Here is a 15,881-nt window from a genome sequence, read left to right on the forward strand (position 1 = left end):
GTACCGGTGTCCGGTCATTGCCCTGAAAAACGGGCCGGTGCGTCAGCCGCCTTCATCCCGGTACCGGCGCCGGCGCGCGGGCGGCGGATACAGCCTTGAAAAAGCGTGCCTTTCACGCCTTGACAGGGTTTGTGCCTTTATATATAATGTGTGGTGTTATTACTTCCGGGTGGTCGTTATGATGCAAATTGATGTTTCCACAATCAAGCAAAGTCCCGGCATGACTTTGCACCGGGAACTGGAAGCGCCCCTGCCGGCACTGGAAGGGGCGGGGGAAATAATCTCCTTCGTTGGTCCGGCCCGGGCCGTGCTGGATTTGACCAACAGCGGCGGCCTGCTGGAGCTGACGGGCGGCATACAGGCGGCATTGCAGCTGTCCTGCGCCCGCTGTCTGGAGAATTTTGTTTACCCGGTCGATGTTCCCCTGCGCGAACTCTATTATCCGGCCGGAGCCGTTGAACCGCCGCCGGAGCAGCGTGAAGAAGGCATTCCTTTCCGCGGCGACAAACTGGACATTACTCCGGAAGTGTTGAAAAGCATCCTGCTGGCGCTGCCGATGAAAGCGGTCTGCCGGCCGGACTGCCGTGGTTTGTGCCCCGTTTGCGGTCAAAACTTGAACCGGGGGCGGTGTAACTGCCGGCAGGAGGAAGTGGACCCGCGGCTGGCGGTGTTGAAAGATTTGTTCAAGCATTAACATTACACGGGGGGTGGAGGAAATGGGTGTACCGAAACGGAGAAGATCCAAGCAACGCGGCCGGGCGCGGCGGGCGCATTTGAAGCTGACCGTACCCGGGCTGGTGCGTTGTCCGCAGTGTCATGAACTGACCATGCCGCACCGGGTGTGTCCGGGTTGCGGGTACTACAAGGGCAAGGAAGTAGTCAAGTCCTGAGCCGTCCGGAGGAACTGCATGACCGGGAATAGCCCCGGTCTTAGTTTTTTCCGGCCGGAAAAAACTTGAGGAAATTTTCCCGGCCGGTTGCTTTTTTTTACCAGCCGGGTTATACTATATCTTAGCACCAGGTACTAATTGATTTGCGGTGGGATTATGATCCGGGAACATCTGAACAGAGAGCACCGTCAGCAATTGTTATCCCGTTATCTGGCCGGCAACCCCTTCCTCACCGACGAGGAACTGGCCGGCCTGCTGGGCGTGAGTGTGCAGACCGTCCGCCTGGACCGCGGCGCCCTGCGCATCCCGGAATTCCGGGAACGGCTGGCCCGGGCGGCCCGGGGCGCTTACCGGCAGCCGCGGGCGCTGACCGAGGATGAGCTGGTGGGGGAACTGGTTGATCTGGAAGTGGGCCGGGCGGGGATCTCGGTGCTCACTGTGACTGAAGAAATGACCCTTTCCCACACCCGGGTGGCCCGGGGGCATTTCCTTTTCGCCCAGGCCAATTCCCTGGCCGTGGCCCTGTGCGACGCCACGGTGGCGCTGACCGGTACGGCCAAGGTCAGCTTCCGGCGGCCGGTTTATTGCCGGGAGAAAGTGGTCGCCCGGGGGGTTGTGCGCCGGAAAAAAGGCAACAAGTACATGGTCCGGGTTACATCCACGGTGCGCAACGAAACGGTGCTGGAAGGAAAATTTTTGATTTTTGCCATCGCAGAGGAGGAGTGGCGGCAGTGAAGATTGCCGTGGACGCCATGGGCGGTGACCATGCCCCGCGGGAAATTGTGCGCGGGGCGGCGGAAGCGGCCCGGGAATTCGACCAGGAAATCATCCTGGCCGGTGAGCAGGGGCAGATCATTGCCGAACTGGGAGAACTTACGGACCCGCGGATCACCATTGTGCATGCGCCCGAGGCCATCGCCATGGGCGAACATCCGGCGGTGGCCGTGCGGCGGAAAAAAAATTCGTCCATTGTGCGCGCGGTACAGCTGGTCAAGGAGGGAACAGCCGGCGCGGTGGTTTCGGCGGGCAGCACGGGAGCGGCCATGGCGGCGGCTTTGCTGGGCCTGGGACGCATCCGGGGCATCGACCGGCCGGCCATTGCTGGCATCCTGCCCAGCCGGCGGGGCGGCACGGTGCTCCTGGACGTGGGGGCCAATGTGGACTGCAAGCCGCAGCATTTATTGCAGTTTGCCATCATGGGTTCGCTGTACGCGGAAAAGATTCTGGGCATTCCGGAACCCCGGATCGGCCTTTTAAATATCGGTGAAGAGGAAACCAAGGGTAATGAATTGACATTGGCCACCCATCCCCTTCTGAAGCGGTCGGGCCTAAATTTCGTCGGCAATGTGGAAGGCAGGGATATTTTCCAGGGGCCGGTGGACGTGGTGGTCTGCGACGGCTTTGTGGGCAATATCGTGCTCAAGGCCGGCGAAGGTATGGCCATGGCCCTGATGCACATGGTCAAGGAAGAAGTGACCAAAAGCTGGCTGGCCAAGATGGGTACGGCGATGACCATTCCGGCGCTGAAGGATTTCCGGCGCCGGCTGGATTATGCCGAATACGGCGGCGCCCCCCTGCTGGGGGTGAACGGCGTGGTGATCATCTGCCACGGCAGTTCCACCGCCCGGGCGATCAAGAACGCCGTCCGGCGCGCCCGGGAGTCCCTGGAAAACCGGCTGGTGGAAGCCATTCATTCCAATATCAAAGCCGGCGACGGCGGGGAGGCGGGGTGTGCCGATGCCTGAGCAGCGGGCGGCAATCACCGGTTTGGGCACTTATGTGCCGGAAAAGATTTTGACCAACGCGGAACTGGAAAAGATGGTCGATACCAGTGACGAGTGGATTACCACGCGCACCGGCATCCGGGAGCGGCGCATCGCCGCGCCGGGCGAGGCCACCTCCGATCTGGCCCGGGAGGCGGCGCGGCGGGCGCTGGCCGATGCCGGGGTGGAGGCGCGCGAAATCGATTTGATTATCGTGGCTACCAATACGCCGGATATGCTTTTCCCGGCCACGGCCTGCCTCCTGCAGGAAAGCCTGGGGGCGGAGCGTGCCGGCGCTTTCGACCTGCTCGCCGGGTGCACGGGATTTATTTACGCCCTGGTCACGGGCGGCCAGTTTATTGCCGCCGGAGGGGCGCAGACAGTGCTGGCGGTGGGGGCGGAAACACTGTCCCGTATTGTCAACTGGCGCGACCGCAACACCTGTGTTTTGTTCGGGGACGGCGCCGGGGCGGCGGTGCTGCGTGCGGCGCCGGCCGGCTACGGCCTGCTTGCTTCCCGCCTGGGCGCCCACGGCGCCGGCGGCCCGCTGTTATGCCTGCCGGCCGGTGGTTCCCGCCGGCCGGCCTGCCGGGAAACGGTGGAACAGGACCTGCACTTCGTACATATGAACGGGCGGGAAGTATTCAAGTTTGCCGTCAAGACCATGGAGGAAGGTACGCGCGGGGTGATGGAGGACGCCGGCCTGTCCGTTGCCGATATAGATTTTCTGATCCCGCACCAGGCCAATATCCGCATCATCGACGCCGCGGTCAAACGGTTGGGACTGGCGCCGGAGCGTGTACTGGTGAATGTAGACCGTTACGGCAACACTTCCACCGCCTCCATCCCCCTGGCCCTGCAGGAGGCACGGCAGGCCGGGCGGATCAAGGACGGGGACAATGTTGTGCTAGTCGGCTTCGGCGCCGGGTTGACCTGGGCGGCGGCCGCCGTCAGATGGTTTGACGCCCGCCGGCCGGAATAAAGCGGAAGGGAGACGGATCACCATTATCCGCACGAAACTTTGTGATTTGCTGGGCATTGCTTATCCGGTCATGCAGGGTGGGATGGCCTGGGTTTCCACGGCCGAACTGGCCGCCGCCGTCAGCGAAGGCGGCGGGCTGGGCATCATCGGCTCCGGCCAGGCGCCGGCGGACTGGGTGCGCGAGCAGGTGCGCCGGACCAGGGAGTTGACCGGCAAGCCCTTCGGGGTCAATGTAATGCTGCTCTCTCCTTTTGTGGATGCAGTGATGCAGGTGATTGTCGACGAGCGGGTGCCCGTGGTGACCACCGGTGCGGGTAACCCGGGCAAATATGTGCCGGCGCTGCAGGCGGCGGGCACCCGGGTGATTCCGGTGGTGGCCTCGGTGGCCCTGGCCAAACGCCTGGTACGCGGCGGGGTGGACGCGCTGATTGCCGAAGGGATGGAAAGCGGTGGCCATGTGGGTGAACTGGGCACCATGGCCCTGGTGCCGCAGATCGTGGATGCGGTGGATGTGCCCGTCATTGCCGCCGGCGGCATCTACGACGGCCGCGGCCTGGCCGCCGCCCTGGCCCTGGGGGCGGTGGGGGTGCAGATGGGCACCCGGTTCATGTGCGCCGCCGAATGCACCATTCACCCCCGGGTGAAGGAAATGGTGCTCAAGGCCAGAGACCGCGACACGGTGGTCACCGGCCGCTCCACCGGTCACCCGGTGCGGGTGCTCAAAAACAAGTTGAGCCGGCAGTTTGAGGATTTGGAGGCCCGCTGCGCCCCGGCGGCGGAACTGGAGAAACTGGGCACCGGCCGCCTGCGGGCGGCCATGGCGGACGGCGATGTGGAATACGGCTCGGTGATGGCCGGGCAGGTCGCCGCGCTGGTGCGTGAAATCCAGCCGGCGCGTGAAATCATCCGGGACGTGGTGGAAGGGGCGGCCGCGGTGCTGCAAAATTTGAGCCGTTGGGCGGTGCCGGAATGAGCAAGACAGCATTTCTTTTTCCCGGTCAGGGAGCCCAGTATGCCGGCATGGGCCGGGAACTGACGGAGGCGTACCCGGCCGCGCGGCGTGTTTTTCAGGAGGCGGACGAAGCCCTGGGCTTCGCCTTGAGCCGGTTGTGCTTCGAGGGTCCGGCGGAGGAATTGCAGTTGACGGTCAACGCCCAGCCGGCCATTCTGACCACCGCTGTCGCCTGCCTGGCGGTGTTGCGGGAAAAAGGCGTGCCGGCCGGAGCGGCCGCCGGTCATAGCCTGGGGGAATACGGCGCCCTGGTGGCCGCCGGTACTTTGAGTTTTGCCGATGCCGTGCGGGTGGTGCGTCAGCGCGGCCGGTTCATGCAGGAGGCGGTGCCTCCCGGGGCGGGCGGTATGACCGCCGTGCTCGGGCTGGATGCGCCGGCGGTGGAGGAGATCTGCCGGCGGGCGGGCGGCGCCGGGGTGGTGGAGGCGGTGAACCTGAACTGTCCCGGCCAGGTGGTCATCGCCGGCGACACGGCCGCCCTGGAGCGTGCCGCCGCCCTGGCCAAAAAGGCGGGCGCCAGACGGCTGGTGCCGCTGGCCGTAAGCGCGCCCTTCCATTCCAGCCTGATGCGTCCGGCCGGGGAGAAGCTGGCGGCCGTACTGGCGGATGTGCCCGTGGCCGGCCTGCAGTTTCCCGTGGTGGCCAATGTCACCGCCGACTATGTCCGTGCGCCTGAAGAGGTGCGGCAGCTGCTGGTCCGTCAGGTTTACAGCCCGGTGCGCTGGGAGGAAAGCATGCGCCGGCTGCTGGCGGACGGGGTGGAATTATTTGTGGAAATGGGACCGGGTACGGTTTTAACCGGATTGTTGCGTAAAATCGACCGCCGGGCGGCCTGCCTGCCGGCGGGGGAGCCGGGCGGGCTGGAAAAAGTGCTTGCGTACCACGGGGAGGTTGGCTAAAATGATACTTGACGGCAAGGCGGCCATTGTAACCGGGGCCTCCCGGGGCATCGGGCGGGCTGTCGCCCTGGCCCTGGCGGAAGCCGGCGCCGATGTGCTGGTCAATTATGCCGGCCGGCCGGACGCAGCCGCGGAAGTGGTGCAAATGATCAAGGAAACCGGCCGCCGCGCCCATGCCTGGCAGGCTGATGTGGCGCTGGCGGCGGATGCGGCCGGATTGGTCAATACCGCCCTGGAACAGTTTGGCCGGGTGGATATTCTGGTCAACAACGCCGGCGTGACCAGGGATAACCTGGTTATGCGCCTGACGGAAGAGGACTGGGAACGGGTGCTGGCGGTGAACCTGAAGGGCGCCTTCAATTGCATCCGGGCGGTTAGCCGGCCCATGCTCAAAGCCCGCCGGGGGCGGATCATCAGCATCAGCTCGGTGGTGGGACTGACGGGAAACGCCGGGCAGGCCAATTATGCCGCCAGCAAGGCCGGGTTGATCGGCCTGACCAAATCGGTGGCCAAAGAACTGGGTTCCCGGAATATTACCGTCAACGCCGTGGCGCCCGGTTTTATTCAAACCGGCATGACCGCCTCCCTGCCGGCGGCGGTGCGGGAAAAAATGCTTGCCGGGGTGGCCCTGGGCCGCTTCGGGGAACCGGCCGATGTGGCCGCGGTAGTGGTTTTTCTGGCCAGCGACGCCGCCGGTTATATCACCGGGCAGACGCTGGTGGTTGACGGCGGCATGGTGATGTAAAGATTTGGAGAGATTTGGTGGAAGGAGGTGAACAGGTTGTCGGTTTTTGACAAGGTCAAGTCCATCATTGTCGAGCAGCTGGGGGTGGAGGAAGCTGATGTGAACATGGAAGCTTCCTTTATTGAGGACCTGGGTGCCGACTCACTGGATATTGTGGAACTGGTCATGGCCCTGGAGGAAGAATTTGATCTGGTCATCCCCGATGAGGATGCCGAGAAGATCCGCACTGTGGGCGAGGCGGTGAAGTATATTCAGGACCACCAATAAGGATTCGTAAAGTCCCGCGAACCGGCGGGACTTTTTTGAAATAGGCAGATTGCGCCAAGGAGGTATAGGGTGTGGTGAACAGGGTTTTGGTAACCGGCCTGGGGGTGGTTTCGCCGCTGGGTACGGGTGTGGAGCCGTTCTGGGCCAACCTGACGGCCGGGGTTTCCGGCGCCGGGCCGATCACCAGGTTTGACGCCACGGCCTTCAGCACCCGCTTTGCCGCTGAAGTGAAGGATTTTGACCCGCTCCGGTATATAGATAAAAAAGAGGCCCGGCACATGGACCGTTTTACCCAGTTTGCCCTGGTGGCGGCCAACATGGCTCTGGCGGACGCCGGCCTGGACCTGGAAAAAACGGACCGCGACCGGGTGGGGGTGATCCTCGGTTCCGGCATCGGCGGGATTGAAACCCTGGAGGAGCAGCACAAGGTGCTGCTGAACAAAGGTCCCGGGCGGATCAGCCCCTTTTTCATCCCGATGATGATTGCCAATATGGGTGCCGGCCAGATTGCCATCGCCCACCGCCTGCGGGGCTGCAACGTGACCACCACCAGCGCCTGCGCGTCCAGCAACAACGCGGTGGGCGACGCCTGCCGCATTCTGCAGCGGGGACAGGCCGACGTGATGATCACCGGCGGCAGCGAGGCACCGATCACACCGATGGCGGTGGCCGGTTTCTGCGCCATGAAGGCTCTGTCCACCCGTAATGATCAGCCGCAGCAGGCGAGCCGGCCCTTTGACGCCGGACGGGACGGGTTTGTGATTGGCGAGGGGGCGGGCATACTGATCCTGGAGACCGAGGCGCACGCCCTGGCCCGGGGAGCGCGGATTTACGCTGAAGTGACCGGTTACGGCACCAGCTGCGACGCCTATCACATCACGGCCTCGGATCCGGAGGGCGGCGGCGCGGCGCTGGCCATGTCCCTGGCCCTTTTGGACGCCGGCTTGTCACCGGCGGACATCGACTACATCAATGCCCACGGTACCTCCACTCCCCTGGGCGATCGCTCGGAGACCACGGCCATCAAGCACGTCTTTGGAACGGCCGCCGCCCGGCTGGCCGTCAGTTCGACCAAGTCGATGACCGGCCATTTGCTGGGGGCGGCCGGCGGTGTCGAGTCCGTGGCCTGCGTGCTGGCCATTGACCGGGGGGTGATTCCGCCCACGATCAACTATGAGCAGCCGGATCCGGAATGCGATCTGGATTACGTGCCCAATTGTGCCCGGGTGGCTCCGGTGCGGGCGGCTTTGAACAATTCCTTCGGCTTCGGGGGGCATAACGCCACGCTGGTATTCAAAAAATATGAGCGTTGAAAAACGGCCGGCCATAAAATTGACCCGGGTGATGGATAATGTTACAAATTGAGCAAAATATCAAACTGCTGGAAGAACAGCTGGGCATTCACTGGCATGACCGGGAACTCCTGCTTCTGGCGCTGACCCACAGCTCCTACGCCTATGAAAGCCGCAGCCGGGGGCATGAAAACAATCAGCGTCTGGAATTCCTGGGTGACGCGGTGCTGGAACTGGTGGTCAGCGAGCACCTTTACCGCACCTACCCGGCTCATGCCGAGGGCGAACTGACCAAGCTGCGCGCGGCGGTGGTATGCGAGCCCTCCCTGGCCCGGGTGGCCCGGGAGCTGGACCTGGGCGCCTGCCTGTTCATGGGGCGGGGCGAGGAGCGCTCCGGCGGCCGCAACCGGCCCTCTATTCTGGCCGACGCCTTCGAGTCCCTGCTCGGGGCGGTTTACCTGGATCAGGGATTGACGGCCGCCCGGCAACTGGCCCTGACCCATCTGGGACCGCTGATCACCGATGTGCTGGAAGGGCGGATGGAGCGCGACTACAAGACGGAACTGCAGGAGATTTTACAGCAGGAAAACGGTGGCGCGCTTAACTACGCCATCCTGCACGAGGAAGGTCCCGATCACGACAAGACTTTTACGGCGGCGGTTTTTTGCGGCGGCCGGGAAATGGGCCGCGGCCGGGGGCGGTCCAAAAAGGAAGCGGAACAGCAGGCCGCCCGCCGGGCGCTGGCCGTTCTGGGGTATGCCGGTTAGCAACGGAGGAGAAGGACATGGGCATCTTTGACCGTTTGAAGCAAAGCCTGACCCGTACCAGGCAGGGGTTGGTGGAAAAAATCGAAACCCTGGTCAGCGGGCATAAATCAATAGATGATGATCTTTACGAGGAACTGGAGGAAGCCCTGATCCAGGCTGATGTGGGCATGGATACGGCCGTGGATCTGATTGCCGACCTGCGCCGGGAGGTGAAGGCGCGGGGAGTGCGGGAACCGGAACAGCTCACCTCCCTTTTGCAGGAGTTGATCGGGGACATTCTGGGTCAGGAAACGGTTCCTTTGAATACCGGCGGTCCGCCGGCGGTGATCATGGTGGTGGGGGTGAACGGCGTGGGCAAGACCACCACCATCGGTAAGCTGGCCCGCTATTGCCAGTCCCGCGGTCAGCGGGTGCTGCTGGCCGCCGGGGACACTTTCCGGGCCGCGGCCATCGACCAGCTGGAAATCTGGGGTCAGCGCACGGGAATCACCGTGATCAAGCACCGGGAGGGCGCCGATCCGGCGGCGGTGGCCTACGACGCCCTGCAGGCGGCCCGTTCGCGCGGTGCGGACGTATTGATTATTGATACCGCCGGCCGGCTGCACACCAAGAGCAATTTGATGGAGGAACTGAAAAAGGTGGGCCGGGTGCTCGGCCGGGAACTGCCCGGCGCGCCGCACGAGGTGCTGCTGGTGCTGGACGCCACCACCGGCCAGAACGCGATCAGTCAGGCCAAACTGTTCGGCCAGGCCACCGGGGTGACCGGCATCGTGCTGACCAAGCTGGACGGCACCGCCAGGGGCGGCGTGATCATCGGCATCCGCCGGGAGCTGGACATACCGGTGAAATTCATCGGCATCGGCGAGAGCGTGGACGACCTGCGGCCCTTTCACGCCGGGGAGTTTGTGGCGGCGCTGTTTGACCGCCGGGACAAGGAAACTGTTTGAAAAAAGGGGCGTCACAAGGCGCCCCGGTTTTTCTTTTCCGGTTGTTCCATTTTGAACCTGGAAAGGTGCCTGCTTTTGTCCGCAGGCACACCATAACGGCGGGCGGTATATTTTTTAAAAGTTTACCCGGTAATGATCCGGTTTGGCGCATGTAAGCCATTTTCCCGGCGCACAATAACTGGAAACAATACAAGCAACCGGGAGGTGCGCCGGTGGACAAGAACGCCGGGGACGATGCCTACAGGCTGGAAAAGGGACGGATCAATTCCCGGCAGCTGGCTTTTTTAATCATCACCACCGTTATTTCCACCGCCGACATTTACCAGCCGGCGCTGGTGGCCCGGGCGGCCGGCCGGGACGCCTGGATTGCGGTGATCATGGCCACCGCGGCCGGGATTGGAATCTGGTTTTTGTGCGCCGCACTGGCCCGTCGTTTCCCCCGTGAGACAGTGATCCAGTACAGCCGCCGGGTGCTGGGACCGTGGGCGGGCGGGGCGGCCGGGCTGGCCTTCATCATTTTCTTTTTCTTTACCAGCGCCAGTACGACCCGCATGCTGTCCGACATCATGAACTCCGCTTACATGCCCGCCACGCCGCTGGCTGTTTTTTCACTGAGCCTACTGGTGGTGGGCGCCTATACCGTGCTGGCTGGGGTGGAGGTTTTGGGGCGGGTCAACGAATTGCTGCTCCCCCTGGGCATGGCCACCCTGCTTTTTGTCGGCGCCGCCTCCCTGCCCGGCGCCGATTTCAACCGCTTCCTGCCCGTACTGGAAAACGGTCCGGGGCCGGTAGGCTGGGCGGCGGTTATGCTGGCCGGTTATTTGGGCGAGGCGGTGATCATTCTGATGCTGTTCCCCTATATTGTCGATCAAGAAAAGACCACGGCCGCCGGCGCCCGGGCGGTGGCGGCCGTGGGCGCCGCGCTGCAGGTGGGCGTGCTGGCCATCGCCCTGTTCGGTCCGGGGGTAACGGCCGATCTGACCTTTCCGGCGCTGGAAATGGTGCGCCGGATCAAGCTGGGGGATTTGATCACCAACCTGGACATACTGATGATGATGGTCTGGGTGGGCGGGGTTTACCTGAAATTGTCCACTATTTATTATGTCACCGTGCTCGGTCTGGCCCAGTGGCTGGGACTGCGGGACTACCGGCCGCTGGTGGCGCCGCTGGGCGTGTGCATGGCCGCCTTTTCCGTATTCGCTTACCACGGCATTGATGACTATACCGCCATGCTGACGGATGTTTTTCCCGGCTATACTTTCGTCTATGAATTGGTGCTGCCCCTTTTGCTGCTCCTGGCGGCCGCCTGGCGCGGATTGGGAAAAAAAGAGAGCAACTGAACGGTGCCCGGCGTGCCGGTAAAAACGAGACCGTTACCCGGTCTCGCCGGGCGGATGACTGTGTGTTTCAACTTGGGGAACCGCGATGTGGCGCTGCAATGCTAGTTATTACGGCTGTTACAGGTGGCATGGTTGTCCCGCCAGGCTTTTATTTTTTGCTGCAGCGCCTGCAGGTGATCCAGCGCCTGGCCGGTCAAGGGGAGTAAATCCAGGTTGGTGTTATAGATCAACTGTTTGATGCCCGGCAGGGTCAGGGCGGCCACCAGCCGGTCATAGTCCTCGTTGGTAAATGCGTTCATGGTCTGGCGGATGGCCAGCGCTTCAATGATCTCTTGATGCAGGTCGTGCACCAGTTCCTCGTAAGAGCGCCCTTCGGCAATCGCCCGCCCGGCGTAAACCCCGCTGCGCAGGGCGGCCAGCATGCCGAAGCCCAGGAAGGGCTCGATGAAACCGCCGGCGTTGCCGGCCAGTAAAACATTGCCCACCTGGTGGGGATAGACAAAGCCGCTGTTGTGCTCGAGAGAAAAGTGCTGCACCATGTGATAAGAGAATTTTTCGATCTCCCAGAACAGCTGCCATCTATGCTCGATTTCATCCCGGGTGGCGTCGTTTAAGATCAGCACCAGGGAAGCCCGCCGGTTGCTGGCCGGGGTCAGGTAGGCGTAGGTGTGGCGGGCGTATTTGGTATTCAGCCACATAATCAAGGTATGTGGATCAAAGTTGCCGAGTACAATCGCCCCGCGCACCCAGGTCTGCAGCAGGTTCTGCCAGCAGCCCAGGGTGCGTGCCGTCGCCGGCTGGCCGTCGGCCACCACCACGTAGTCATAGTGCCGGGCCAGCGCCCGCCAGTCGGCGTGGCGGTTGTAGAAGACCGGTGTGCGCAGGTGGGCGGAAAACACGCTTTCTACCGCGTTTTCATCCTGCCCGCGCTGGAAAAAGTAGCCCAGCCGGCCGGTGATGCTGCGGCTGACATTGGGTGTGTGCATGTCGATGCGCTTGATGGTGTTCAAAGGCACAACGGGCAGGTGGAACTGCCGGCGCAGGTGGAGCACCTGGTCGGGCAGCGGCCGGCTCATCAGCTGTAAAAATCCGGCCACGTGGGGAAACAGTTCTCCTGATTTGGTCCGCGCCTCGAAAACGGCCGGGGCGATGCCGTGGCGCTCCAGGGTCAGCGCGCAAGCCAGCCCGGCCGGGCCGGCGCCGATGATGGCTACTTTCATTCCGCCGCCCCTCCCGGTGTATTGTCCGGCGCCGGGATCAGCCGGCCGGATATGGCGTCCAGGGGGAGCGGTTTTTTGTCTACAATCAACCCGGCCGGGTGTTTGAATGGGGACATTGCCGGCGGGCGGAGGCGGTTGTTCCCAGTGTTCCCGGTGCCGATTAGTTTCAACGGACGGTCGGGACGCCGGATGCCCGTCCTGCCGCCCGCTGCCGCCGCCGGCGGGGGGAGTGTTTCCGGCCGCGGCGCGCCGGCTGCGGTCGCCGTCGGCCGGTTGTTTGTCACGGCCGGTGGCGGGCGGTGCGACTGAGTGTGGAAGACATCTTTTATGGCAGCTGAATCAGGCGTGGCGCCCGCCGCCGCTCCGGGGACGCCTGTTTCCCGGCGCGTGCCGGCCGCGCCGGCCGGCAAACCACCGGAATGGTACTTGTACTGGAACGATTCTTTCATACCGGGCAGCTCTTTTAAAAAGTTGTGTGCATGCCGGATGACGTCAAAACGGGAATTATAAACCAGCTGTTTGATTCCGGGCAGTCCGAACAGGCCGACCAGACGGTCCAGTCCCCGGTTGTCCAGGCGCTCCAGGGCCAGGCGGATGTCGTCCATCCGGTCGATGTGCCGGGCCAGCGGGCGCACCAGCGCCTCGTAATCAAGACCGTAAACAATCGCCCGGGCGGCCAGCACGCCGCTGATCAGGCCGGGGAACAGGCCCAGGCCGAGCAGGTTGCTGACAAAGCTGCCGCTGTTTCCGATTAGAAACAAATTGCCCTGCCGGTGGCGGGTGACCCGGCCGCAGTGAAATTCCATGTCAAACGTTTCCACCACCGGGTAATGCAGCTTTTCCGATTCCAAAAAAAGCTCCCAGTGATCGTCCATATCGCTTTTGCCGATGCCCCCCACGCACAGGTGCAGGGAGGCGCGCTCCCGGTCGAATGGGGCCAGGAAGCCGTAGCAGTGACCGGAGTAACGGGTGTCGTAATACATATGCACAGCGGCGGGGTCGAACCGGCCGAGCACCGTCGCCCCTTTGATGATCGTGTTGGTGTATTCCTGCCAGCAGCCCAGTGACCGGGCCACGGTGCTGTCCCCGGTGGCCACCGCCACGGCGTCGAAATGCCGGGCCAGGGTGAGGGCGTCGGCGGCGGTTTCAAAGATGACCGGTAACTGCAGGTGGGCGGCCAACTGCCGTTCCAGTGAGTCCGGCTGCCGGCCGCGGGCCAGCAGGTAGCCCAGTTTCCGTCCGTGGACCACTGTGCGCCGGCTGCAGCTGTGCATGTGGATGGCGCGCAGTACGGCCAGCGGACGCACGGACAGGCGGCATTTTTCGGCCAGGTAGGCCAGTTGATCCGGCACCGGCCGGTAGGCCAGGTGCAGCAGCAGGGCCACCGTTTCGGTCGGCGCGCCCACCCGGTGCTGGCGTTCGTATATCACCGGCCTGACGCCCAGCCGTTCCAGTTCCAGAGCGCAGGCCAGCCCGGCCGGACCGGCGCCGATCACGGCTACTTTCATGCCACCAGTCTCCTTTGTCGCGGAGTAATACTCATATTCTTGCAGAGCAGGGGAAATATTATGAGTGGTTGCGGGAAAATGCTTTTCACGGCTAAAGCGTACATTTTTAAGGCGTTTTCTTGAACAAAGCCGGGGAGGTGCTTTATGCCCTGGGTAATCGCTTTTGCCATCGGCTGGCTGTTATTCTTTGCCTTTCTGGACCGGCGGCGGATCTGGGCCGCCCTGGCCGGCGGGCTGGTTGCGGTGGCCCTGCAGCTGGTGGTGGACGGCATTTCCCTGCACCTGGATCTTTACCGGGTGCACCATCCCGTGCTTACCCTGCTGGGCTCGTCAGTATTTTTCACCTTTGGCCCCACCATTACCGTGGGCGCCCTGTTCGGCCAGTGTCTGCCCGTCAACCGCTGGTGGCAGGGGATCAACATCCTGGTTTTTGCCGGCTTGTTTCTGATGGAAGAGCATATGCTCATGCTGACCGGCAGCCTGGGTTATACCCGCTGGTGCCACGGCGCCAGTTTTTATGTCAACGTGCTGGTGTTCACTTTTATCACCTGGGTGGTGGACAGCCTGCGCACGCTGGCGCCGGAGCTTTTCAGGCGGTCCGTGAGCAAGGAGACAGGGTGAATCCGGGGGGATGTCAGTGAACCTGTTTACTTTTACTGTTTTTTCCACCGGCCTGGCCCTGGCGGTGGCCCTGTGGTTGATCGTGTTAAAAAAAGTAGACCGTTAGGTGAGGCCGGGGCGCGCCGGCGCCGGAATAACGGCGCGGGCCATATATGCCCGCTATATACGCGGCAAAACTGGAAGCAGGTATGCCGGATAGTTACCATGACGGGTTTGGGGTAAAAACAAAGGTGGGCGGCGGTTAATCTGCTTGGATCGCCGGGCCGGTTGTGTAACCGGGCCGTTTGGCGGGGATATTCACTCTTGAATATACTGATGAAAGGGAGTTTGTTATGAGCCTGCTGGAAAAAATCATCACCCGGAAGGATGATCAGTCCAGCCTGGACGCCGGGGAAGCCCACCAGCTTTGGGCTGTTTTGAGGCTCAGGTACGACACGGTGGAATTGATTGATTTGTTTTTAAACCACGCCGGGGATAGTGACTTGAAAGTGCTGCTCCAGCGCGGTTTGAATAAAGTGGTTATGCCCCAGATCAACAAGCTGGAGGAATCAATGAATCATTACAAAATACCGTTGCCAGCCCGGCCGCCCAAAAGCATCAATACACCCACCAACCAGGAAGTGATCCGTGACGAGATGATTTTCCGCGTCACTCTGGCCGGCAGTCAAACGGCTTTACATGTGCACATCAAAACCATTCTAATTGCGACCAATGACGCGTTGCGCAATATGTTTATGGGTTTTATGACGGATGAACTGCATCTGTATGATGATATGGTTAAGTATGGCAAGGTAAAGAACTGGCTGGGCAGCGCGCCGGAATACAAGATGGCCTGAGGGCCGGCGGGCTTAAAGTCAAACAAAAAGAGTACCGGGTATAGATCAAAACCATGTATCCGCCTTGCGGGCTGTCGTTTTGCAGAACTTATAGACTGCAGAGATATGGCAGGTTCACAATCAATGCCGGTACGGCGGCGTTTTGCAGTTGTGTGTAAGGTCCCCGGTTAACGGGGTAATTTTTTTCAGGAGGAACAAATATGGGCTGGATCATTTTCTGCGCCTTATCCTGGGGGATTGCCCTGGCGGCCGTGCCGCGGCGGCACTGGCGCACACTCTGGCCGGCCGGCCTGATCGCCCTGGCCACTATTTACGCCATCGACAGCACATTGATTTCCCTGGGCGCCTATGTTTATTCCCCCCACGGACCGGCCGCGGCAGGCATTCCGGTTCTCTATCTGCTTTCCGGCTTTGCCAACGGGATCACCTTGACCAGTTTCAATCCCCGCCGGCACATTTACCGTCTGCCCTATGTCATGCTGGTGGCCGGCGTATTTTTACTGGCTGAATGGGTGATGATCCGCGTGGGGTATTTTTGCTATTTGCGCTGGTCTTACTGGCGCAGTTTCTTGCTGGATCTGGCCGGTTTCGCCTTCGTGCTCTGGCTGGCGGAAGCGCTGGGCGTGCAGCGGGGGGGTGCGCCCTTTCCGGAACGGATCTGATCCGGGCCGGCAGTTAAACGGCAAGGGTGAGTATGCGGTTGCCGGCGGGGAAAACGCGTCAGATGGCTGAAATGGTAACGGACGGGGAAGAAAAACGGGCCGTCATTGGCGGGCCATTGGCGATTGCGTA

18 protein-coding genes are annotated in these 15,881 nt (G+C 62.3%); 16 read left to right on the top strand and 2 right to left on the bottom strand.

The features are described from left to right. The first annotated feature begins 181 nt into the window (after positions 1-181). From A6M21_RS11135 to A6M21_RS11195, 13 genes are all read left to right on the top strand, one after another. A complete protein-coding gene (locus A6M21_RS11135) occupies positions 182-694 on the top strand; it encodes a YceD family protein (protein WP_066668901.1) in 513 nt (170 codons plus the stop codon). A gap of 22 nt (positions 695-716) precedes the next feature. Further along, the gene (gene rpmF, locus A6M21_RS11140; RefSeq protein WP_066668789.1) at positions 717-890 is read left to right on the top strand and encodes a 50S ribosomal protein L32; all 174 of its coding nucleotides are present in this window, start codon (positions 717-719) and stop codon (positions 888-890) included. A gap of 156 nt (positions 891-1,046) precedes the next feature. Next, positions 1,047-1,625: a transcription factor FapR gene (gene fapR, locus A6M21_RS11145; protein ID WP_066668791.1), complete on the top strand. Its 579-nt coding sequence runs from the start codon at positions 1,047-1,049 to the stop codon at positions 1,623-1,625. Further along, a complete protein-coding gene (gene plsX / locus A6M21_RS11150; protein ID WP_066668793.1) occupies positions 1,622-2,635 on the top strand; it encodes a phosphate acyltransferase PlsX in 1,014 nt (337 codons plus the stop codon). The genes fapR and plsX overlap by 4 nt, the downstream gene beginning before the upstream one ends. Then, a complete protein-coding gene (locus A6M21_RS11155; RefSeq protein ID WP_066668795.1) occupies positions 2,628-3,635 on the top strand; it encodes a beta-ketoacyl-ACP synthase III in 1,008 nt (335 codons plus the stop codon). The genes plsX and A6M21_RS11155 overlap by 8 nt, the downstream gene beginning before the upstream one ends. A gap of 22 nt (positions 3,636-3,657) precedes the next feature. Beyond that, the gene (gene fabK / locus A6M21_RS11160; protein ID WP_078060597.1) at positions 3,658-4,608 is read left to right on the top strand and encodes an enoyl-[acyl-carrier-protein] reductase FabK; all 951 of its coding nucleotides are present in this window, start codon (positions 3,658-3,660) and stop codon (positions 4,606-4,608) included. Further along, positions 4,605-5,546 (top strand): ACP S-malonyltransferase, encoded by a 942-nt coding sequence (fabD, locus tag A6M21_RS11165; protein ID WP_066668797.1) that lies wholly within the window; start codon positions 4,605-4,607, stop codon positions 5,544-5,546. Before fabK ends, fabD begins: the two co-directional genes overlap by 4 nt. Before the next feature lies 1 nt (position 5,547). Beyond that, entirely contained in the window at positions 5,548-6,291 is a 744-nt protein-coding gene (gene fabG / locus A6M21_RS11170) for a 3-oxoacyl-[acyl-carrier-protein] reductase (protein WP_066668799.1), read from the top strand. A gap of 36 nt (positions 6,292-6,327) precedes the next feature. Then, the gene (acpP, locus tag A6M21_RS11175) at positions 6,328-6,558 is read left to right on the top strand and encodes an acyl carrier protein (protein WP_066668801.1); all 231 of its coding nucleotides are present in this window, start codon (positions 6,328-6,330) and stop codon (positions 6,556-6,558) included. A 71-nt stretch (positions 6,559-6,629) separates the two neighbouring features. Beyond that, positions 6,630-7,871, top strand: coding sequence for a beta-ketoacyl-ACP synthase II (gene fabF, locus A6M21_RS11180; RefSeq protein ID WP_066668803.1), 1,242 nt, complete (start codon positions 6,630-6,632; stop codon positions 7,869-7,871). Between the two features lie 38 nt (positions 7,872-7,909). Beyond that, complete coding sequence (rnc, locus tag A6M21_RS11185; protein WP_066668805.1) at positions 7,910-8,617, top strand: ribonuclease III; 708 nt, start codon at positions 7,910-7,912, stop codon at positions 8,615-8,617. A 17-nt stretch (positions 8,618-8,634) separates the two neighbouring features. Further along, positions 8,635-9,564 carry a signal recognition particle-docking protein FtsY gene (ftsY, locus tag A6M21_RS11190; protein ID WP_066668806.1) on the top strand — a complete coding sequence of 310 codons (930 nt, stop codon included), beginning with the start codon at positions 8,635-8,637 and terminating at the stop codon, positions 9,562-9,564. A gap of 212 nt (positions 9,565-9,776) precedes the next feature. Then, positions 9,777-10,904: a GerAB/ArcD/ProY family transporter gene (locus A6M21_RS11195; RefSeq protein ID WP_066668808.1), complete on the top strand. Its 1,128-nt coding sequence runs from the start codon at positions 9,777-9,779 to the stop codon at positions 10,902-10,904. Between the two features lie 101 nt (positions 10,905-11,005). Here the strand turns inward: A6M21_RS11195 and A6M21_RS11200 are convergent, their stop codons facing one another. After that, on the bottom strand, positions 11,006-12,124 hold the full coding sequence (locus A6M21_RS11200; RefSeq protein WP_066668810.1) for an NAD(P)/FAD-dependent oxidoreductase: 1,119 nt from the start codon (positions 12,122-12,124) through the stop codon (positions 11,006-11,008). Then, entirely contained in the window at positions 12,121-13,632 is a 1,512-nt protein-coding gene (locus tag A6M21_RS19280; protein ID WP_066668811.1) for an NAD(P)/FAD-dependent oxidoreductase, read from the bottom strand. Before A6M21_RS19280 ends, A6M21_RS11200 begins: the two co-directional genes overlap by 4 nt. A gap of 144 nt (positions 13,633-13,776) precedes the next feature. Between A6M21_RS19280 and A6M21_RS11210 the strand changes: the two genes are divergently transcribed. The 3 genes from A6M21_RS11210 to A6M21_RS11220 all read left to right on the top strand — a co-directional run bounded on the left by A6M21_RS11210 (position 13,777) and on the right by A6M21_RS11220 (position 15,751). After that, positions 13,777-14,253: a hypothetical protein gene (locus A6M21_RS11210; RefSeq protein WP_066668813.1), complete on the top strand. Its 477-nt coding sequence runs from the start codon at positions 13,777-13,779 to the stop codon at positions 14,251-14,253. 332 nt (positions 14,254-14,585) lie between these two features. Further along, on the top strand, positions 14,586-15,089 hold the full coding sequence (locus tag A6M21_RS11215) for a DUF3231 family protein (RefSeq protein WP_066668814.1): 504 nt from the start codon (positions 14,586-14,588) through the stop codon (positions 15,087-15,089). Between the two features lie 200 nt (positions 15,090-15,289). Then, entirely contained in the window at positions 15,290-15,751 is a 462-nt protein-coding gene (locus A6M21_RS11220; RefSeq protein WP_066668815.1) for a hypothetical protein, read from the top strand. Positions 15,752-15,881: the final 130 nt, after the last annotated feature.

Origin of the sequence: Desulfotomaculum copahuensis (assembly GCF_001655685.1) — a bacterium.
GTDB classification, from domain to species: Bacteria; Bacillota; Desulfotomaculia; order Desulfotomaculales; family Desulfovirgulaceae; genus Desulfotomaculum_G; species Desulfotomaculum_G copahuensis.